Here is a 15,817-nt window from a genome sequence, read left to right on the forward strand (position 1 = left end):
ATGAAAAAATATATAATTATTACTAGATCGTTCTTAACATATATATTGATATTCTCTTTTTTTGGTTGTGATAATTTTTTGGAGACGGAGCCAAGAAGTTTTATCAATCCATCTTCTTTTTTTAATACAGAATCAGATGCGGAAGCCGCAGTTTTGGGAGGGTATAGAACTTTTGGATCGGGAATTTCTGGCTCTTTTGGTTGGCATCAGGATTTTCAGTTGGCTGCCATGTCCGACGATTTTACTGTTAGACCATTGGCGAATCCCAATGATGTAGATAGAAATGCTAAATTTATCGATTTTAACCCTACACGCGGACCACAGAATTTATATTATCAAGTGGGGGCGATTAATACGTTTAGCTGGTCCATTGACGGAATATCGGGAATGCCTGAATTTCCCAATAAGCAGGCATTAATTGCCGAATCAAAATTTCTTCGGGCCTACAATTACTTTATTATGGTACAGCTATTCGGTGGTGTTTCAATCATTGATAAAGCTTTGGAAACACCTGAGGAAGCTTCAAATATACCAAGAGGCACTGTTGATGAAGTTTATGATTTGATTGTTGGTGACTTAATAACCGGAAGTGAAGAATTACCGGAAACATCCCCCCAACCTGGACGTCCCTCCAAGTACACAGCTATGGCATTATTAGCCAAGGTTTATTTAACTAAAGGCGAATGGGCAGATGCTGCTTCTTGGGCAAAGAGGGTGATTAATGAAAGTGATAGGGAATTATTACCATCTATTTGGCATGTATTTGACGATTCCAACGAAAATAATCAAGAGTCATTATTTGAAATTCAATACGAAATTGAATTACAAAGAGCGAACCAAGTAGGTAATTGGCCTAGGGGTATAGGTGCCAACGCTGATAAAGATTATTTTCTTGGTCCAAATTGGGGAGGTGTATATATTGCATCAGAAGATTTGATTTCTGATTTTGAGCAAGGTGATGAAAGAAGAAATATGATTGCGACAGAGGTCTCCAATGCCGCTGGAGAAGTCCTTACCTTCAATGCCGATGGTACAACCCCCAATTATAGTATAAAAAGAACACCTAGTGCCTATATCAATGGACTTGAATCTAATAACAATAGCAGCTATAATTTTATTGCACTTCGGTTAGCTGAAGTCTATTTAATAGCTGCAGAAGCGGAAAATGAGGTAAACGGTCCGGGTTCTGCCCTACAATATATCAACCCAGTTCGTAATAGAGCCGGATTAAGTAATATAGAAGTAACTAATCCCGTAGTATCGTCGGATAAAAGTGCTTTTAGGTCTGCGGTAAGAAAGGAACGTAGAACCGAGCTTTTTGACGAAAGGGTACGCTATTTCGACTTATTACGTTGGGGCACTCTGGTAGAGCGTGTTTTGGCAGTAACTCCAGATGCACAAATACAACCTCATCATGTTTTGTTTCCAATTCCTCAAGATGTATTTGAAAGAAATGATGGTATGAATGCAGCAACTGATCAAAACCCGGGATACTAAAATGATTTTCGGTCAAGAAATTCTTTTAAATAAGAATCTGATACTAATTAATCAAAAATGGTGTTAATGAGGTCAATCTATTTCAGGAAAATTACTCCAATATTCATTTGTTTTTTTCTTTTCGCTTGCGAAGAAAGAGAGAAACATAATACAGTGAATAAAGAAGATGTCGCAGGGCTGCCCAATATAATTATTTTGCTGGCCGATGATTTGGGTTATGGGGATTTATCAATTTACGGAAGTCAATCTATTGAGACCCCAAACATAGATGCGTTAGCGCGCGAAGGTATGAGGTTCAGCCAATTCTATTCGGGTTCGGCAGTCTGTTCTCCTTCTAGAGCATGTCTTCTGACTGGGAAATATCCTTTACGTTATGATATTCGACAACATTTTAATGATAATGAAGAACATCTTCCAGAAACTTCTATAACACTTCCAAAACTATTAAGGGATAATGGGTATAAAACTGTACACATTGGCAAATGGCATTTAGGGGGGTTAAGGCCAATTGACTTCGAAGCTCGAGCTGCAGGTAATACGGCGAATCCCGGACCATTACAGCATGGTTTCGATCACTATTTGACCAGTATTGAGGGTGCTCCTACTAGGCCAAAATTAATTAAAGAAAGAAAATTGTACAGGGAGGGAGGTAAATATATGATAAGAAACGACAGGCGAGCAGATACCATAAATAAGCATTGGACAGAAATAAAAGTGGACGAGGCGATTTCTAAAATCGACATCTATCAAAATGAAAATGCACCTTTTTTTATTAATCTTTGGTTCGATGTGCCACATACTCCTTATGAACCGGCCCCTGAACCCCATTTGTCGAAATACAAAAAACTTGGTGCCACAGGTGATCAATTATACTTTAGGTCTATGGTATCACATTTAGATGCCAATATAGGTAGATTGATCTCCTATTTGAAGGAAAAGGGAATTTTTGAAAATACTATAATTCTATTTACTTCAGATAATGGTCCAGCTTTTCAGGGAAGCCCAGGACCATTTTCAGGTGGTAAAACTGATTTACATGAAGGAGGATTGCGTGTTCCCATGTTAGCTGTCTGGAAGGGTAGGATTCCAGAAAATACCCATTCATTCAATACCTTACACATGGCGGATATTTTGCCGACCTTGGCAGATGCTGTCGGAATTAATATAGATAATCTTGAAATAGATGGAATTAGTGCGTTGCCACTTCTTGAAAATAATAATTATGTGGAACGAGAAGCCCTTTATTGGCAAATGGACCTCTATAAAGGTTTTCAAAATCAAGGACCTAAACCGCTTCCTTATGCAACTTCGGGTATAGTTCAGGGAAAGTGGAAAATGTTAATGGACAGTACTGGGCCAGCAGCGCTTTACGATTTGGCGCAGGATCATCGCGAGCTATATAATCTTAAGGGCAAGCATCCCTTTGTCGAGAAGGAACTCTCGTCAAAATTAGAGGACTTCTTAATGGCTAAAAGGGACACCACTGGATTTATTGAAATTAAATAATTGCCGTGGTGTCAAAACTTGAGTGTAATTATTGGTTTGATTTTTAGTTTAAAAAGTTCTATGTTACAAAAAGGTATAAATTCGATATAAAGGAAATTACTTCCCACTCACTGGTTAATATAATTCAACATGAGGTAGGAGAAAGTATTCAAAATGCATGTTTGAGTTAATTGAGTCGGTTACTTAATCTCTTTTAAAAAGGGCAGACCCAATTGTCTGCCCTTTTTTGCCTCCTAATCCTTATTTCTGTACCTGCCAAGTTTAGGCATTACCTGGGTAGTATAAGGGGTTTTTCCATATCGTTAGATTTTTTTAATGTCGTGAAAAATTTATCAAAATATAGCGTTAAACTCATGGTCTAAGCAAAAAACGTACCACTAGTGGTGCTTTTACTAGTGGCAACATCAATATCCTTTATCTATTTTTAAAAGTTTTAAAAATGATTTTTTTAGAAAAGTCTAGGGATTCATAAATGCAAATTAAACACCATCTAAAGTTTTTTATACATATGAAAAAAGTACTCAATTTTATTACAATATTGTTCGTTTTCTCCCAACTCTCCGTCCATGCCCAAAGGAATAAGGCAACGACCCAAAAAGGGACAGCCCAATCCCCCAATATCATCTATATCTTGGCGGATGATCTGGGATATGGCGATGTTAAAGCTTTTAATCCCGAAGGAAAAATTGCTACTCCTAACCTGGACGCAATGGCTGCCAATGGAGTTAAGTTTACCGATGCCCATACCTCATCGGCGGTATGTACCCCTACCCGCTATGGCATATTAACTGGACGATACAATTGGCGAACTTCCTTAAAGAGTTTTGTGCTGAGCGGCTATTCCAAATCCTTGATTAAACAAGAGCGTACCACCATTGCCGAAATGCTAAAAACACAAGGCTATACTACAGCCTATGTAGGCAAATGGCACCTAGGCTGGGACTGGGATGTTCAGGATAAGGATTCCAACTTAGAGCATAATAAACTTAATGCAAATCCGGAGGTGAACTTCGCCTCCCCCGTCAAAAATGGGCCAGCTACCCATGGGTTCGAATATTCCTTTGGTTTTTGTGGTTCCCTCGATATGGCGCCATATGTATACGTGGAGAATGATATGCCTACTATGGTACCGACCAAGACAACGGTATCGGTGGATGAAAAAGGCATTTGGAGAAAAGGACCTACTTCGGACGATTTTGTTCATGCTACCGTGCTCCAGGATCTGACGGACAAGGCCGTTAAATATATAGATGAAAAGGCCAAGGGCAAATCCCCCTTCTTTTTATATTTCCCATTGCCCGCCCCCCACACACCCATTTTACCTACCACGGAATTTTTGGGCAAGAGCAATACCAACATGTACGGCGATTTTGTGATGCAGGTAGATGATGTGGTTGGCCAAATAAGGGCCGCCCTTAAAAAACAGGGCATATCCGAAAATACCCTCCTGGTGTTTACCAGTGACAATGGCTGTTCCCCGAAAGCCGATTTTGAGGAGCTTGCCAAAGTAGACCATGATCCCAGCTATACTTTTAGGGGCACCAAAGCCGATATCTTTGAAGGTGGGCACCATGTACCCTTTATAGTAGAATGGCCCAATAGAGCTCCCAAAAATACAAGTACGGACAAAATTATCTGTACCACCGATTTTTTTGCCACCTGCGCAGAATTGACAGGGTATAAAATTAAAGATACCGAGGCGGAGGACAGTTATAGTATGCTGTCTCTTATACAAGGGGAAAAGGATGAGGAAATACGTGAATATACCGTACATCATTCCATAAATGGATCTTTTGCCATCAGACAGGGCTCTTGGAAATTAAGTGTTTGTCCAGGTTCCGGAGGTTGGAGCTACCCAAGGCCACAGGATATAAAACAAGAGAAACTGGATTTGCCCGCTATGCAGCTATACAATTTGGCGGCCGATATTGGGGAAACAAAAAATTTGATAGCCCAATTCCCGGAGAAGGCGGCAGAGCTTAAGTTGGCCCTTAAAAAAATTATTCTAGACGGAAGAAGTACTGCTGGGGCGGTACAGGAAAATGATGGTATGGAAGGCTGGGAGCAAATAGAAGGTATTATCAATTAAAGTTAGTTTGATTTTTAATTGCTAATGATTTTTTTAGGTTAATGTTGTCGGGTAGAGTGCAGTTGAGGTTTGTCAGGTCGAGCGCAGTCGAGACCTCATTGTCCCCAAATCCTCTCGACTCCGCCTGTCTGCCGACAAGGCAGGCTTACCTGTCGGGAGGCAGGCTCTAGGAGCATGAGCATTAATTAATGTACAATCAATTATTTGCATCTATTTTTTAATCAAATTCACGATAATTAAATATTCAACAAATCAAAAAACAAGTCCATGCGAAGATTTTGTATATCCATTCTTTCTTGTCTAACGGTATTACATGTTTCCTGTCAAAAACAGGAAAGTAAGGGGCAGCCCAATATTGTTTTTATCCTGGCCGATGATTTGGGCTATACAGATCTAAGTTGTATGGGCAGTACCTACTATGAAACACCCAACATAGACAGGATAGCGGATCAAGGAACTATTTTCACCAACGGATATGCCGCCAGTAGGGTCTGTAGCCCCTCACGGGCTAGTATCATGTCCGGTAAATTCACTGCCAGGCATGATATCACCGTACATATTGGGTCTCCTTCCGGTGAAGCATGGCGAAATAGGAATCGATTTACAAAACTGCTTCCGGCCGAATATATCCATAACCTGCCCAAGGAGTATATTACCATGCCCGAAGCGTTGAAACAACATGGGTATAAAACATTTTTTGCCGGAAAATGGCATTTGGGCGACAAGGGTTCCTGGCCCGAAGATCACGGATTTGATATCAACGTTGGCGGATGGACGTCAGGAGGGCCAAGGGGAGGTTATTTTTCTCCTTATGACAATCCTAATTTGGAAAATCTGAAGGATGGGGAGAACCTCTCACATCGACTTGCCAAGGAAACGGTAAAATTCATTCAAGAAAATAATCCTCAGAAAACCGGAAAGCCTTTTTTTGCCTATCTCTCCTTTTATGCGGTGCATTCGCCCATTCAGACCACTCAGGAAAAATGGAAGAAATATCGGGATAAGGCAGTGCAACAAGGAGTGGCGGAAAAAGCCTATAACATGGGGAAATTTTTGCCCATTCGCCAGGTGCAGGACAACCCAATTTATGCGGGCTTGGTAGAGCAAATGGATGAGGCTGTTGGGCAGGTGCTTTGCGCCCTGGACGAGCTGGGGCTAGAGGAAAATACCATTGTTGTGTTTACCTCCGATAATGGAGGGGTGGCTGCCGGGGATAATTTTTCAACCAGCAACAAACCCTTGCGGGCCGGTAAGGGATATCAGTTTGAGGGCGGTATCAGGGAACCCTATTTTATCAAGATTCCAGGTCTCTCCAAAGGAGGCGATAAAATTGATTATCCGGTATCGGGAACAGATTTCTATCCCACATTCTTGGAGTTGGCTGGTGCCCAACAGCTACCCAAGGAACATAACGATGGTATTAGCCTTCTCCCTTTGTTTAAAGGGGAGACATTGGCCGAGCGGCCTCTTATCTGGCACTTCCCGCATTACGGGAACCAAGGGGGTGAGCCTTCTTCCATTATTCGTAGGGGCAACTGGAAACTTATTGATTACTATGAGGACGGAAGAAAAGAACTCTATGACCTGTCTAAGGACCTTGGGGAGAAAACGGATCTCGCGGCAGCCTATCCTGATAAGGTACAGGAACTTAACAAGGAGTTGTTCGACTATCTAACAGAGGTGGGAGCCAAATACGCAAAGCCCGATCCTGAATATTCAGAAGAAAAGGCCAGGGAGTTTTTGCACAAAATGGAATATGAAAAGATGCCTGAACTGGAAAAACAACGGATGGAGCTATTATCCAATGATTTTGATCCCAAAAACAACTGGTGGGGCAGTATGGTGACCAAAGATTAAAAATGTAAAAAATAAATTATAATGATAATGCGAAGAAAGTTCTTTTTTATTGCCTTGTTGATAGGGTTGGTATCTTGCCAAAAATCCCTGGATAATTTCAACTTAACTTCTCCAGATGGTAATCGATCCATGGGGATACAGCTTGTTGATAATAAGTTGAATTATCAGGTTGGCTCTCAAGGTGTAGAACTTATCGGGACTTCGGAATTGGAAATAATACCGAACGCGAAGGTGACCATCCTGAAAGCCACAGAAATTGAAAACGACGATAGCTGGAATCCGGTTTGGGGGCAACAAAGCAGCATCCGGGACCATTTTAAAGAACTTCAATTGGATCTGAATATCGATGGAGTAGGGGGAAAATTGTTGGCCCGTGCCTATAATGAAGGAGTTGCTTTTAGATTTGTCCTCAACGAAGGCGAAAAACCAAAGGAGGCCATTTTTAAATTCACCTACAATTTGCCAAACGGCAATAATTATTTTACACCAGCAGGTGAAAGTGAACCATTGGGGCCTGTGGATTATAAAGGACTCACAGATTATTTACAGGACAAAGGTCCTAAAAAGAGAAAAATTAGTGTCCCTCTAGTAGTTGAATCTACAGACCAATCCTATATGGCGTTATTGGAGTCGGACCTCTATGTGGCCAATGGTATGGATCCCATGCATCTTGATGTTGGGGAGATGGAAGGAAAAATTGCATCCATCAACAAAGTAGCATTAAGTGACAAGGAATGGACCAGTCCTTGGCGGGTAATTCTTTTTGGGCAATCGGCTGGCGACCTTGTGGTGAACACAGTACCCATCAACTTGGCAAGTCCGTCTAAACTTGAGAATACCGATTGGATAAAGCCCGGAAAGACCTTGTGGGATTGGCGTGTTCATGGTTACACCGCTCCTGATGGGTTTGTGTATGGAATCAATACCGAAAGCTATTTCCGTTTTATCGATTTTGCCGCCGAAAAGGGAATCGACTATTTCCTTATCGATGATTCCTGGTACAAGGAAGTTACCAAAGGGCATTTTGAGCTTTCCGATAAACTGGACCTAGAAAAGGTGATCGCATATGCCGCGGAGAAGGAGGTAGATCTGATGTTGTACTATGACCGAAGGCATGGAGAATATGGGGATGATGAACTTTTTCCTTATTACCAGTCTTTGGGAATGAAGGGAATCAAATATGGTTTCATGGGCAGCAATGTGGATTTTACCAGGGAGGCCATACAGAAAAGTGCGGCAAGTGAGCTGCTGATCGATTTTCATGACGGTCCGGTACCTTTTACGGGAATACGCCGTACCTATCCCAATGCCATAACCAGGGAATACTGCCATGCCCAGCAGGATTCACGTAGGGCTTTCACCCCCGAGGCGTTCATTAAAATGGCACTGATAAACGCCATTACCGGTCCTTTGGATATGAACAACTGCAATTTTGATCTAACGGGGATCAACAGTGGACTACGGCAAAAAGGCCCAAGGGAAACAAATACTTATTTTTCGACAGTAGCTTCTGAAGCCGCCCGAACATTGGTTATTTTCAGTGGTTTGGTCTGTATCCCAGATGCCCCGGAAGCTTATGAAGCCAAGGCCGATCTTTTCGAATTTATTCAAAAAATGCCTGTTGGGAAATGGGATGAGAGCCAGATTCTACATTCCAAAATAGGCGAATATATTACTACGGCAAGGCGCCATGGTAAGGAATGGTTTATTGGCAGTGTGTACAACCAACAAGGAGGGGCACTGGATATTGGTCTCGACTTTTTGGAGGCCGATCAGGAATACGATATCACCTTTTATGAGGACACCTCCGAAACCCATTGTAAGACCAATCCGGAAGCTTACCAAGTTAGGAACGGCAAAGTTAAAAAAGGAGATGTTGTTAAGGCCGTAATGGCGCCAGGAGGCGGACATTGTATGTGGATACGGTCAACCAATTAAACATCGTTGTAAAGAAAGTAGGTCAAGATTTTGAAACTATGTTGACGTGGAATTAAATAGATAAAAAAATGGGTGTAACTAAATCAATCTTAATTTTTGCCATAGCTGTATTGTTTAGGGCCTGTAATTTAAATCAAAAGAAAGAAGCTACTGCAAAAGTACTTTATGACGGTAGTTGGGAATCCCTTCAAAAAATGCCGGTACCCGATTGGTTCAATGATGGGAAAATAGGAATCTTTATTCATTGGGGCCCTTATAGTGTTATAGGTCACCGCAAAGGGGGTAGGGGATATGCAGAACATGTTCCGAAACTGATCTATACGGATTCCTCTTATTACTATCCTTATTTGAGGGAACGTTGGGGAGCGGCCCCACCGGAATTTGGTTATAAGGACATTATCCCCGAATTCAAAGCTGAGAATTGGAATCCTGACGACTGGGCTAAACTGTTTGCTGGCGTAGGGGCAAAATATGTAGTGCTAACAGCAGAACATCATGACGGCTGGGCCAACTGGGATTCAGACCTAACTCCCTGGAATGCCATGGATAAAGGTCCTAAACGCGATTTGGTTGGTGATTTGGGCAAAGCGGTCAAAAATGAAGGTTTAAAGTATGCGCCATCATATCACAGGGAAAGACATACTAGTTTTTTTACAAAAAAGCAATATGTGGTAAATGCAGATCCTCATGATGATATTTTGGAGGAAATCAAAAGAAACCCTGAAGCAGAATCACTTTACGGACCTTTTGGGTTCAGTAAAGAAGCCGTTGATGAATTTGTAGCCCGTTGGAAGGAAATTCAAGATAAGTACCAACCAGACTTTTTATGGATAGACGATATTCCGATTTTTACAAGAGATGGTAATAATACACAGGTTGAACCAAAAGTATTTAAACCAGAAATACAATACCTGTATGATCAATGTAGACTGATGATCACCGATTTCATGAATAATGGAAAGGAAAAGGGCCAGGAAGTATATGTAAACAACAAGGGAGCCAATAGAAACTGGCCAGATGGGGTAGGCTGTTTGGAAAAGGACAACCTTAAACTAGAAGTAATTGGCCCAAAATGGCAGAGCTGTACCACCTTCGGTACCTCCTTTGGCTATTTGGAAAACGATACGTACAAATCAATAGAGGATATTATAAAGGAGATGGTAGAGGTAATCTCCAGAAATGGTAACTTTTTGGTGAATATCGGTCCCAAGGCAGATGGCGCCATTCCAGATGAGCAATTGGAGCGACTGCACGAAATGGGAAGGTGGCTGAAAATAAATGGGGAGGCCATTTATGGAACCCGCTATTGGAAAGAAAATTATCAGGAAAAGGGACATCTCGCTTTTACTACCAAGGGAACAAAGCTTTTTGCAATTGCATTGGAAAAACCAGTGAATTCTATAGTTATTGAAGCTACCAAAGGATGGGCAGAGAATGAAGTGGAGTCGGTTAAGATTCTAGGATCCGAGGCTGAGGTTAAGTGGAGCATGAAGCCTGAAGGCTTGAAAATAATCCCTCCGGCAGACTTGGGAAAAAGTGAATATGCCTGGTCCTTTGAAATAGCAACAAATAGTTTGCAACACGCTCCCAATGCCATACAAACAGATGCCAATAAAGCGTTGAAAGGGACCAAAAAGGTAGATTTGGATGGGAAACATTAAAAAGGCGATAGCGGTCGTTCTCTGTTGTTGGATGTTGTCTTCTTGTGAAAAAGAAAAGAAGCCAAACATTATTTTTATCATGGCCGATGACCTAGGGTGGCAAGATGTTGGCTTTATGGGGAGCAATTGGTTTGAAACCCCCAACCTGGATCAGCTGGCAGGGGAAAGCCTTGTCTTTAGCAATGCCTATATGTACCCCACCTGTTCCCCTTCACGAGCGGCTTTGTTAACAGGGAAACAGTCCTTTAGGACGGGAATATACAATGTGCCCGTGTTGGAAAAAGGGGATAACCAGAACAATATATTTTCGCGTTGGACGGTTGGCCTGGAACATACCATGTATGCAGAGCCATTAAAAAATGCGGGTTACCGATCCATCCACCTGGGAAAATGGCATGTGGTAGGTCCCAATCCAGAAGAGGAAACAGATTATCCGTTTCAAAATCCTTTAAAGCAACCTGCCAACGGAAACTTGGATTGGTTGGCAGACCACTTATCCATCGATATTCAAAAATACTATCCTTTGGGAAAGGGGTTTCATGAGAACGTAGGAGGCACCTGGTGGGGAGATCCTGCCCGTGGGTATACAGAAGGCTATAAATCTGAAAGCGGTGGCTATAAGGCCCCTTTCAAGAATCCTTTTATTGGGGATAAGGAAGATGATGAATGGTTAACGGACCGTTTGACGGATGATGCCATCGATTTTATTGAACGCAATAAGCAGCAACCCTTTTTGGTGAACCTTCATTATTATGCACCACATCGTCCTACAGTGCCAAGAGACAAGGATTCGTTTCAGAAATTTATGGGCAAAGCGGCTGATTCCATTACAGGTCAAGGAGAAAATAACCGTGAAGAAATTGCCGGCTATGCCACAATGATAGCCTCCATAGATGAAAATGTGAAGCGCATTTTTGATTATTTGGATCAGGAGGGGTTGAGGGAAAATACAATAGTGATATTCACTTCCGATAACGGATTTAACGGTTTGCAGAGCGGCACAAATATCTTGCGCGGGGCCAAGGGAACCATTTACGAAGGTGGCCTAAGGGTACCCGCTTTTGTAAATTGGAAGGGTCATGTTGCCCCTGGGGTTTCGGAAACGCCCATTTGCGGAATGGACTATTTCCCCACATTTTTAGAGTTGGCCCAGGTGAAGGATTATGACGGAAAACTTGATGGGAAAAGTTTGCTGCCTTTGTTCAAAAATAATGCATTTAAAGAGCGGGCGCTATTTTGGCATGTGGCAAGTACCTATAAAAATCCGCCCTGTTCCATAATTAGAAAGGACCAATGGAAGCTGATCCAGTATTTAAACGATGGTAAGGTAGAATTGTACAACTTGGAAAAAGATTTAAAAGAAGCTCATAATTTGGTGGAATATAATTCTGAAATAGCTTCCCAATTGTTGAATGAACTAATAACTTGGCGAAAAAACAATAAAGTGCCGCTTCCGCAGGCGTCCGTACTACCATTTTAAAGAAAAATTCATAGCAAGAAAGCTTATGCAAAAATCAGATAAAAAACCCCTGAATGTATTAAATGTTTGTATGGCATTATCAGTACTATTTTTGGCTTGCTGTAAGTCCAAAAGCGAGGAAAAACCGAAAGAAGTGGAGGAAGTTGCAAGTCAATCACAGGCAGCCACCACCACATTTACCTATCAAGAGATTCCAGGCATAGGAATAGATAGTCTATACAACAGGCGGGACAATAGTGATGTTATAAAAGTAGGGGACACCTATTATGTTTGGTATTCTAGAATGGATAGGCCAACAACGGCAGGGTATTGGGCAACCATTTGGTATGCCACCTCCAAAGATGAGGGGCACACTTGGGAGGAGCAGGGCATGGCCTTGGATGTAGGAAATCAGGGCGAATTTGACAGCCATTCTGTTTTCACCCCCAATATATTGGCTTATAATGGAAAATATTATTTGTACTATACGGGCGTACAACCCACTCCCGGTAATGCAAAAAAAGAGTTTGAAAATAATTCAACGAACGACTTTACCGCCATTGGTCTGGCCGTTGCCGGTAGCCCGGAAGCTCCTTTCGTTAGGGTCAAAAACAATCCGATTTTGGAAGTTAGTGAGGTACCCGAGGATTTTGATAGTTACCGAATAGATGATGCCAGTTTGTTAGTAAAGGATGATAAAATTTGGTTGTATTACAAGGGTCGCTCTATTGTTCATGGAAAAAAAGGCCCCGGGCTCACAAAAATGGGGGTCGCTTTGGCCGACCAACCAGAAGGACCATATAAAAAGCACCCAGAACCCTTGATAGATAGGGGACATGAAGTATTGATCTGGAGCCAAAATGGGGGAATTGCTTCCTTGGCGTCATTGAGCAAATCCATACATTGGTCCGAAGATGGAATTAACTTTTCCCCGGAAGAAGAAAATCTAAAGAAGATTCCAATAGCTCCTGGCCTTTATCGCCCACATTGGGAGGATGGGAACCAGGCCAAGGAAATTCCGGGATGGGGTATTTCCCTAAAGGGCAAAAAAGGAGTCGTTTACCTAGAACGTTTCGAAATGAAGTAAGAAGGCAGGGATCCTCACAAATATTGTTTGGAGCCCATTGTGACATGGAACATTATACTAAAACCGTTCTTGACGGTCCAAATAAAAAAATCCAACCTATTCCAATAGATTGGATTTTTTTGTTGGTGCAACAACTAGGACTTATATTATCTTCTACGCTGCTGCCCAGAGTACTGCATGGCCTCTCCCTTACCAAAGCCATAGCTAAAGCCGAGGGCGACAAATGTGCCTCTTTGACGGCGATTGTAAACCTCGTAATTGGCCTGGGCAATTTGACTCTCATCTATCCTGGAGGCGAATAGGTCCCTTACGCTTAAATTGAGAACGGCCTTGCCTTTCATTATATTTTTTCGTAATCCCATATCCATAAAAAGCATGTCACTAACGTCACTTTGTACTGTTTGGTAACTGGATTGATAGTTGCCAGTCATCTCCAAATCGAAATCGGATGGAAGTTTAATTTTTGTCATTAGTTTGGAAGTCCATTGCTCATTGCTAAAATCGAAAACCGTGGTCTGGAAGATGCCATCCCTTTGAAATTGATTATAATTAAAATCCCCGTTCAAGGTTAGCCATTTGGAAGGACTGTATTTTGCATTGAATTCTATTCCAGTGGCTCTATTGGTTCCAATATTGTCCGGCTTAGAGGTGCTAACATTGTTTTCGAAAGTGGTAATACGCTCTATGACGTCTGTGGTATAGCGGTAGTACACTCCAAAATTGATGCTTGCAGGGCCTAAAATATAGATACTGGTTACCTCATAGGAATCAGTAAATTCGGGCTGTAAATCGGGATTACCTTGTCGAACGCTATAATTGTTCCGGATATTAAAAAATGGGTTCAAATCCCACATTCTTGGCCTGTAAATACGCTTGGAGTAACCAGCTTGAATGGAAACCTTATCGCTAAACTTATAGGAGCTATGAAGACTGGGAAAAAAATTACTGTAGTTTTGATCGTTGGCCGAGCTTGTCGTTACAAGGAGGGTATTCTGATCGGTCTGCTCCAAGCGCAAGCCTCCCTTTATACCCCATTTTTTTCCTTCATAGGAACCGGTACCGTATAGCCCTAGCACCTTTTGATCGAATTCAAAGACATTGGTCAAACCAGGGTCGTTAACAAAGGTGCCGTTGGTGAAATTATTTACCTCGTAATCATTGCTTACGTCGTTCATGACATATTGGGCCCCTGTTTCCAACGTCCACTCGTCAGTAATAGGATTGGTATAATCCAGTTTAAAGGTGAATATAGCTTCTTTAAAATCGGTTCTAGTCTGCTGTCTGCTATCATTGTCATCCCCGGATATGGTGGTATTCAAGAATTCGGAGGATTGGTCCTTTCCAAAGAAATTTCCCAAGCCACTAAAAAGTAGGGTATGGTCCTCATGGTTCTCGAAATCCTTTTTGTATTGCAGTTCATATTGAAATTTTGGATTTTTTGCGTCTGTGACTTCGATTCGTTCCCATTCGGAACTAATGGTATTGTCGGAGTCCAAGGCCACAAAACTGGTGTTGGAGGGTTGATCCTCTATTTCCATGGCAAAGTTTCCCGAGAGGGTCAAGACGTTATTATCATTAATATGATAGTCTGTTCCCAGGACGAAATTATAGTAGGTTTCATTCCTGTACTCGGTGCCGTTACTAAGAATGGTAGTGTTGTTTATTAGATCTACGTTACGGGTTTCCAAGTCGTTGGGCATATCCCTTAGGCCTACCCCCAATTGGGTAAAAAGGTTGAAATTTTCTGTTCTTCTGTTTAAGCTCACTCCCACACTATGGCTGTCAGGAGCCCCAGTATTCACCGAGATGGAACCGTTGAGGCCTTTTCGTTCCTCCTTTTTCAGGACAATATTGATGATGCCCGATGTACCTTCGGCGTCATATTTGGCTGAAGGGTTGGTCATTACTTCAATCTTTTCAATCATATCTGCCGTAATGGTGCCCAAGGCATTTCCTTCTTCACTAGCAATGATAGATGGCTTGCCGTTGATGAGAATCTGTACTCCTTGACTCCCTCTAAGACTAATGCGCCCTTCTATGTTAACGTTAACGGACGGTACATTGTTTAAAACTTCCAAGGCACTTGCCCCAGTAGTACTTAGGTCTTTGCCTACGTTGAATACACGTTTGTCCAATTTAAACTCGGTACGTGAAACTTCTCCCTGTACCACTACCTCCTGTAGCTGTTCTGCATCTTCGGAAAGGGCAACCCTCCCTAAATCAATAGTTTGACTCTGAGTTGGAGGTGGTCCAAATGTTTTGGTCTTGAAACCTAAATAACTTACTTCTATGTAATAGTCGGAAGCATCGGTCTCCAAGCTAAAACTACCATCATCCATAGAGGTGGTCCCATCTATAGGTTTTTTGGTTTCGTTATCGCCTACCATTACCGTAGCATAAGCAATGGGTTGTCCACTGGATTCCTCTACTATAGTGCCCTTTATGGTTACCGTACCTTGTTGTCCAAAGGCAGCTGGACAATAGAGCATTATTGAACAGGCGATCAACACTTGTACCAAAATTTTTTTCATGGGTTTCATTATTAATTTTAATTGTAGGAATTACAAAGATTCATTTTTTTGTTGAGAAGGGGGGTTATTTTCTGTGAACGACAAAAGTATTCCATTGAACGACAGCCAGTAATTTTTAAGAAAGGCATGCGCTGTTTAGGGGTTTATTTATGCCGTTGGGATGCTTCTATTTTATGAAACCATGGTAATAGC

General features: G+C 41.9%; 9 protein-coding genes. 8 read left to right on the plus strand and 1 reads right to left on the minus strand.

The genetic code is table 11. The annotated features are described in order from the left end of the window. The 8 genes from B9Y87_RS16845 (at nt 1) to B9Y87_RS16880 (ending at nt 13,094) form a co-directional block, all read left to right on the plus strand. Complete coding sequence (locus B9Y87_RS16845) at nt 1-1,497, plus strand: RagB/SusD family nutrient uptake outer membrane protein (RefSeq protein ID WP_085500132.1); 1,497 nt, start codon at nt 1-3, stop codon at nt 1,495-1,497. A 153-nt stretch (nt 1,498-1,650) separates the two neighbouring features. Further along, the gene (locus tag B9Y87_RS16850; RefSeq protein ID WP_176225659.1) at nt 1,651-3,003 is read left to right on the plus strand and encodes a sulfatase family protein; all 1,353 of its coding nucleotides are present in this window, start codon (nt 1,651-1,653) and stop codon (nt 3,001-3,003) included. Nucleotides 3,004-3,511: 508 nt separating this feature from the next. After that, nucleotides 3,512-5,092, plus strand: coding sequence for a sulfatase family protein (locus B9Y87_RS16855; RefSeq protein ID WP_085500177.1), 1,581 nt, complete (start codon nt 3,512-3,514; stop codon nt 5,090-5,092). Nucleotides 5,093-5,359: 267 nt separating this feature from the next. Then, a complete protein-coding gene (locus tag B9Y87_RS16860; protein WP_085500134.1) occupies nt 5,360-6,949 on the plus strand; it encodes a sulfatase in 1,590 nt (529 codons plus the stop codon). A 27-nt stretch (nt 6,950-6,976) separates the two neighbouring features. Next, a complete protein-coding gene (locus tag B9Y87_RS16865) occupies nt 6,977-8,887 on the plus strand; it encodes a glycoside hydrolase family 97 protein (RefSeq protein WP_217807532.1) in 1,911 nt (636 codons plus the stop codon). A gap of 68 nt (nt 8,888-8,955) precedes the next feature. Continuing rightward, complete coding sequence (locus B9Y87_RS16870; protein ID WP_085500136.1) at nt 8,956-10,548, plus strand: alpha-L-fucosidase; 1,593 nt, start codon at nt 8,956-8,958, stop codon at nt 10,546-10,548. Further along, the gene (locus B9Y87_RS16875; RefSeq protein WP_085500137.1) at nt 10,535-12,028 is read left to right on the plus strand and encodes a sulfatase; all 1,494 of its coding nucleotides are present in this window, start codon (nt 10,535-10,537) and stop codon (nt 12,026-12,028) included. Before B9Y87_RS16870 ends, B9Y87_RS16875 begins: the two co-directional genes overlap by 14 nt. A gap of 70 nt (nt 12,029-12,098) precedes the next feature. Beyond that, nucleotides 12,099-13,094: a family 43 glycosylhydrolase gene (locus tag B9Y87_RS16880; protein WP_176225660.1), complete on the plus strand. Its 996-nt coding sequence runs from the start codon at nt 12,099-12,101 to the stop codon at nt 13,092-13,094. A 146-nt stretch (nt 13,095-13,240) separates the two neighbouring features. On the opposite strand, the gene B9Y87_RS16885 is transcribed toward B9Y87_RS16880, so the two are convergent. Then, nucleotides 13,241-15,625: a TonB-dependent receptor gene (locus B9Y87_RS16885; protein ID WP_085500178.1), complete on the minus strand. Its 2,385-nt coding sequence runs from the start codon at nt 15,623-15,625 to the stop codon at nt 13,241-13,243. Nucleotides 15,626-15,817: the final 192 nt, after the last annotated feature.

This window comes from Arenibacter troitsensis, assembly GCF_900177645.1.
GTDB classification, from domain to species: domain Bacteria; phylum Bacteroidota; class Bacteroidia; order Flavobacteriales; family Flavobacteriaceae; genus Arenibacter; species Arenibacter troitsensis.

Bases quoted from the DNA above. Each gene is read 5' to 3' on its own strand.
- B9Y87_RS16845 (WP_085500132.1), top strand. From the start codon at position 1: ATGAAAAAATATATAATTATTACTAGATCGTTCTTAACATATATATTG.
- B9Y87_RS16855 (WP_085500177.1), top strand. From the start codon at position 3,512: ATGAAAAAAGTACTCAATTTTATTACAATATTGTTCGTTTTCTCCCAA.
- B9Y87_RS16860 (WP_085500134.1), top strand. From the start codon at position 5,360: ATGCGAAGATTTTGTATATCCATTCTTTCTTGTCTAACGGTATTACAT.
- B9Y87_RS16865 (WP_217807532.1), top strand. From the start codon at position 6,977: ATGCGAAGAAAGTTCTTTTTTATTGCCTTGTTGATAGGGTTGGTATCT.
- B9Y87_RS16870 (WP_085500136.1), top strand. From the start codon at position 8,956: ATGGGTGTAACTAAATCAATCTTAATTTTTGCCATAGCTGTATTGTTT.
- B9Y87_RS16875 (WP_085500137.1), top strand. From the start codon at position 10,535: ATGGGAAACATTAAAAAGGCGATAGCGGTCGTTCTCTGTTGTTGGATG.
- B9Y87_RS16880 (WP_176225660.1), top strand. From the start codon at position 12,099: ATGGCATTATCAGTACTATTTTTGGCTTGCTGTAAGTCCAAAAGCGAG.
- B9Y87_RS16885 (WP_085500178.1), bottom strand. From the start codon at position 15,625: ATGAAAAAAATTTTGGTACAAGTGTTGATCGCCTGTTCAATAATGCTC.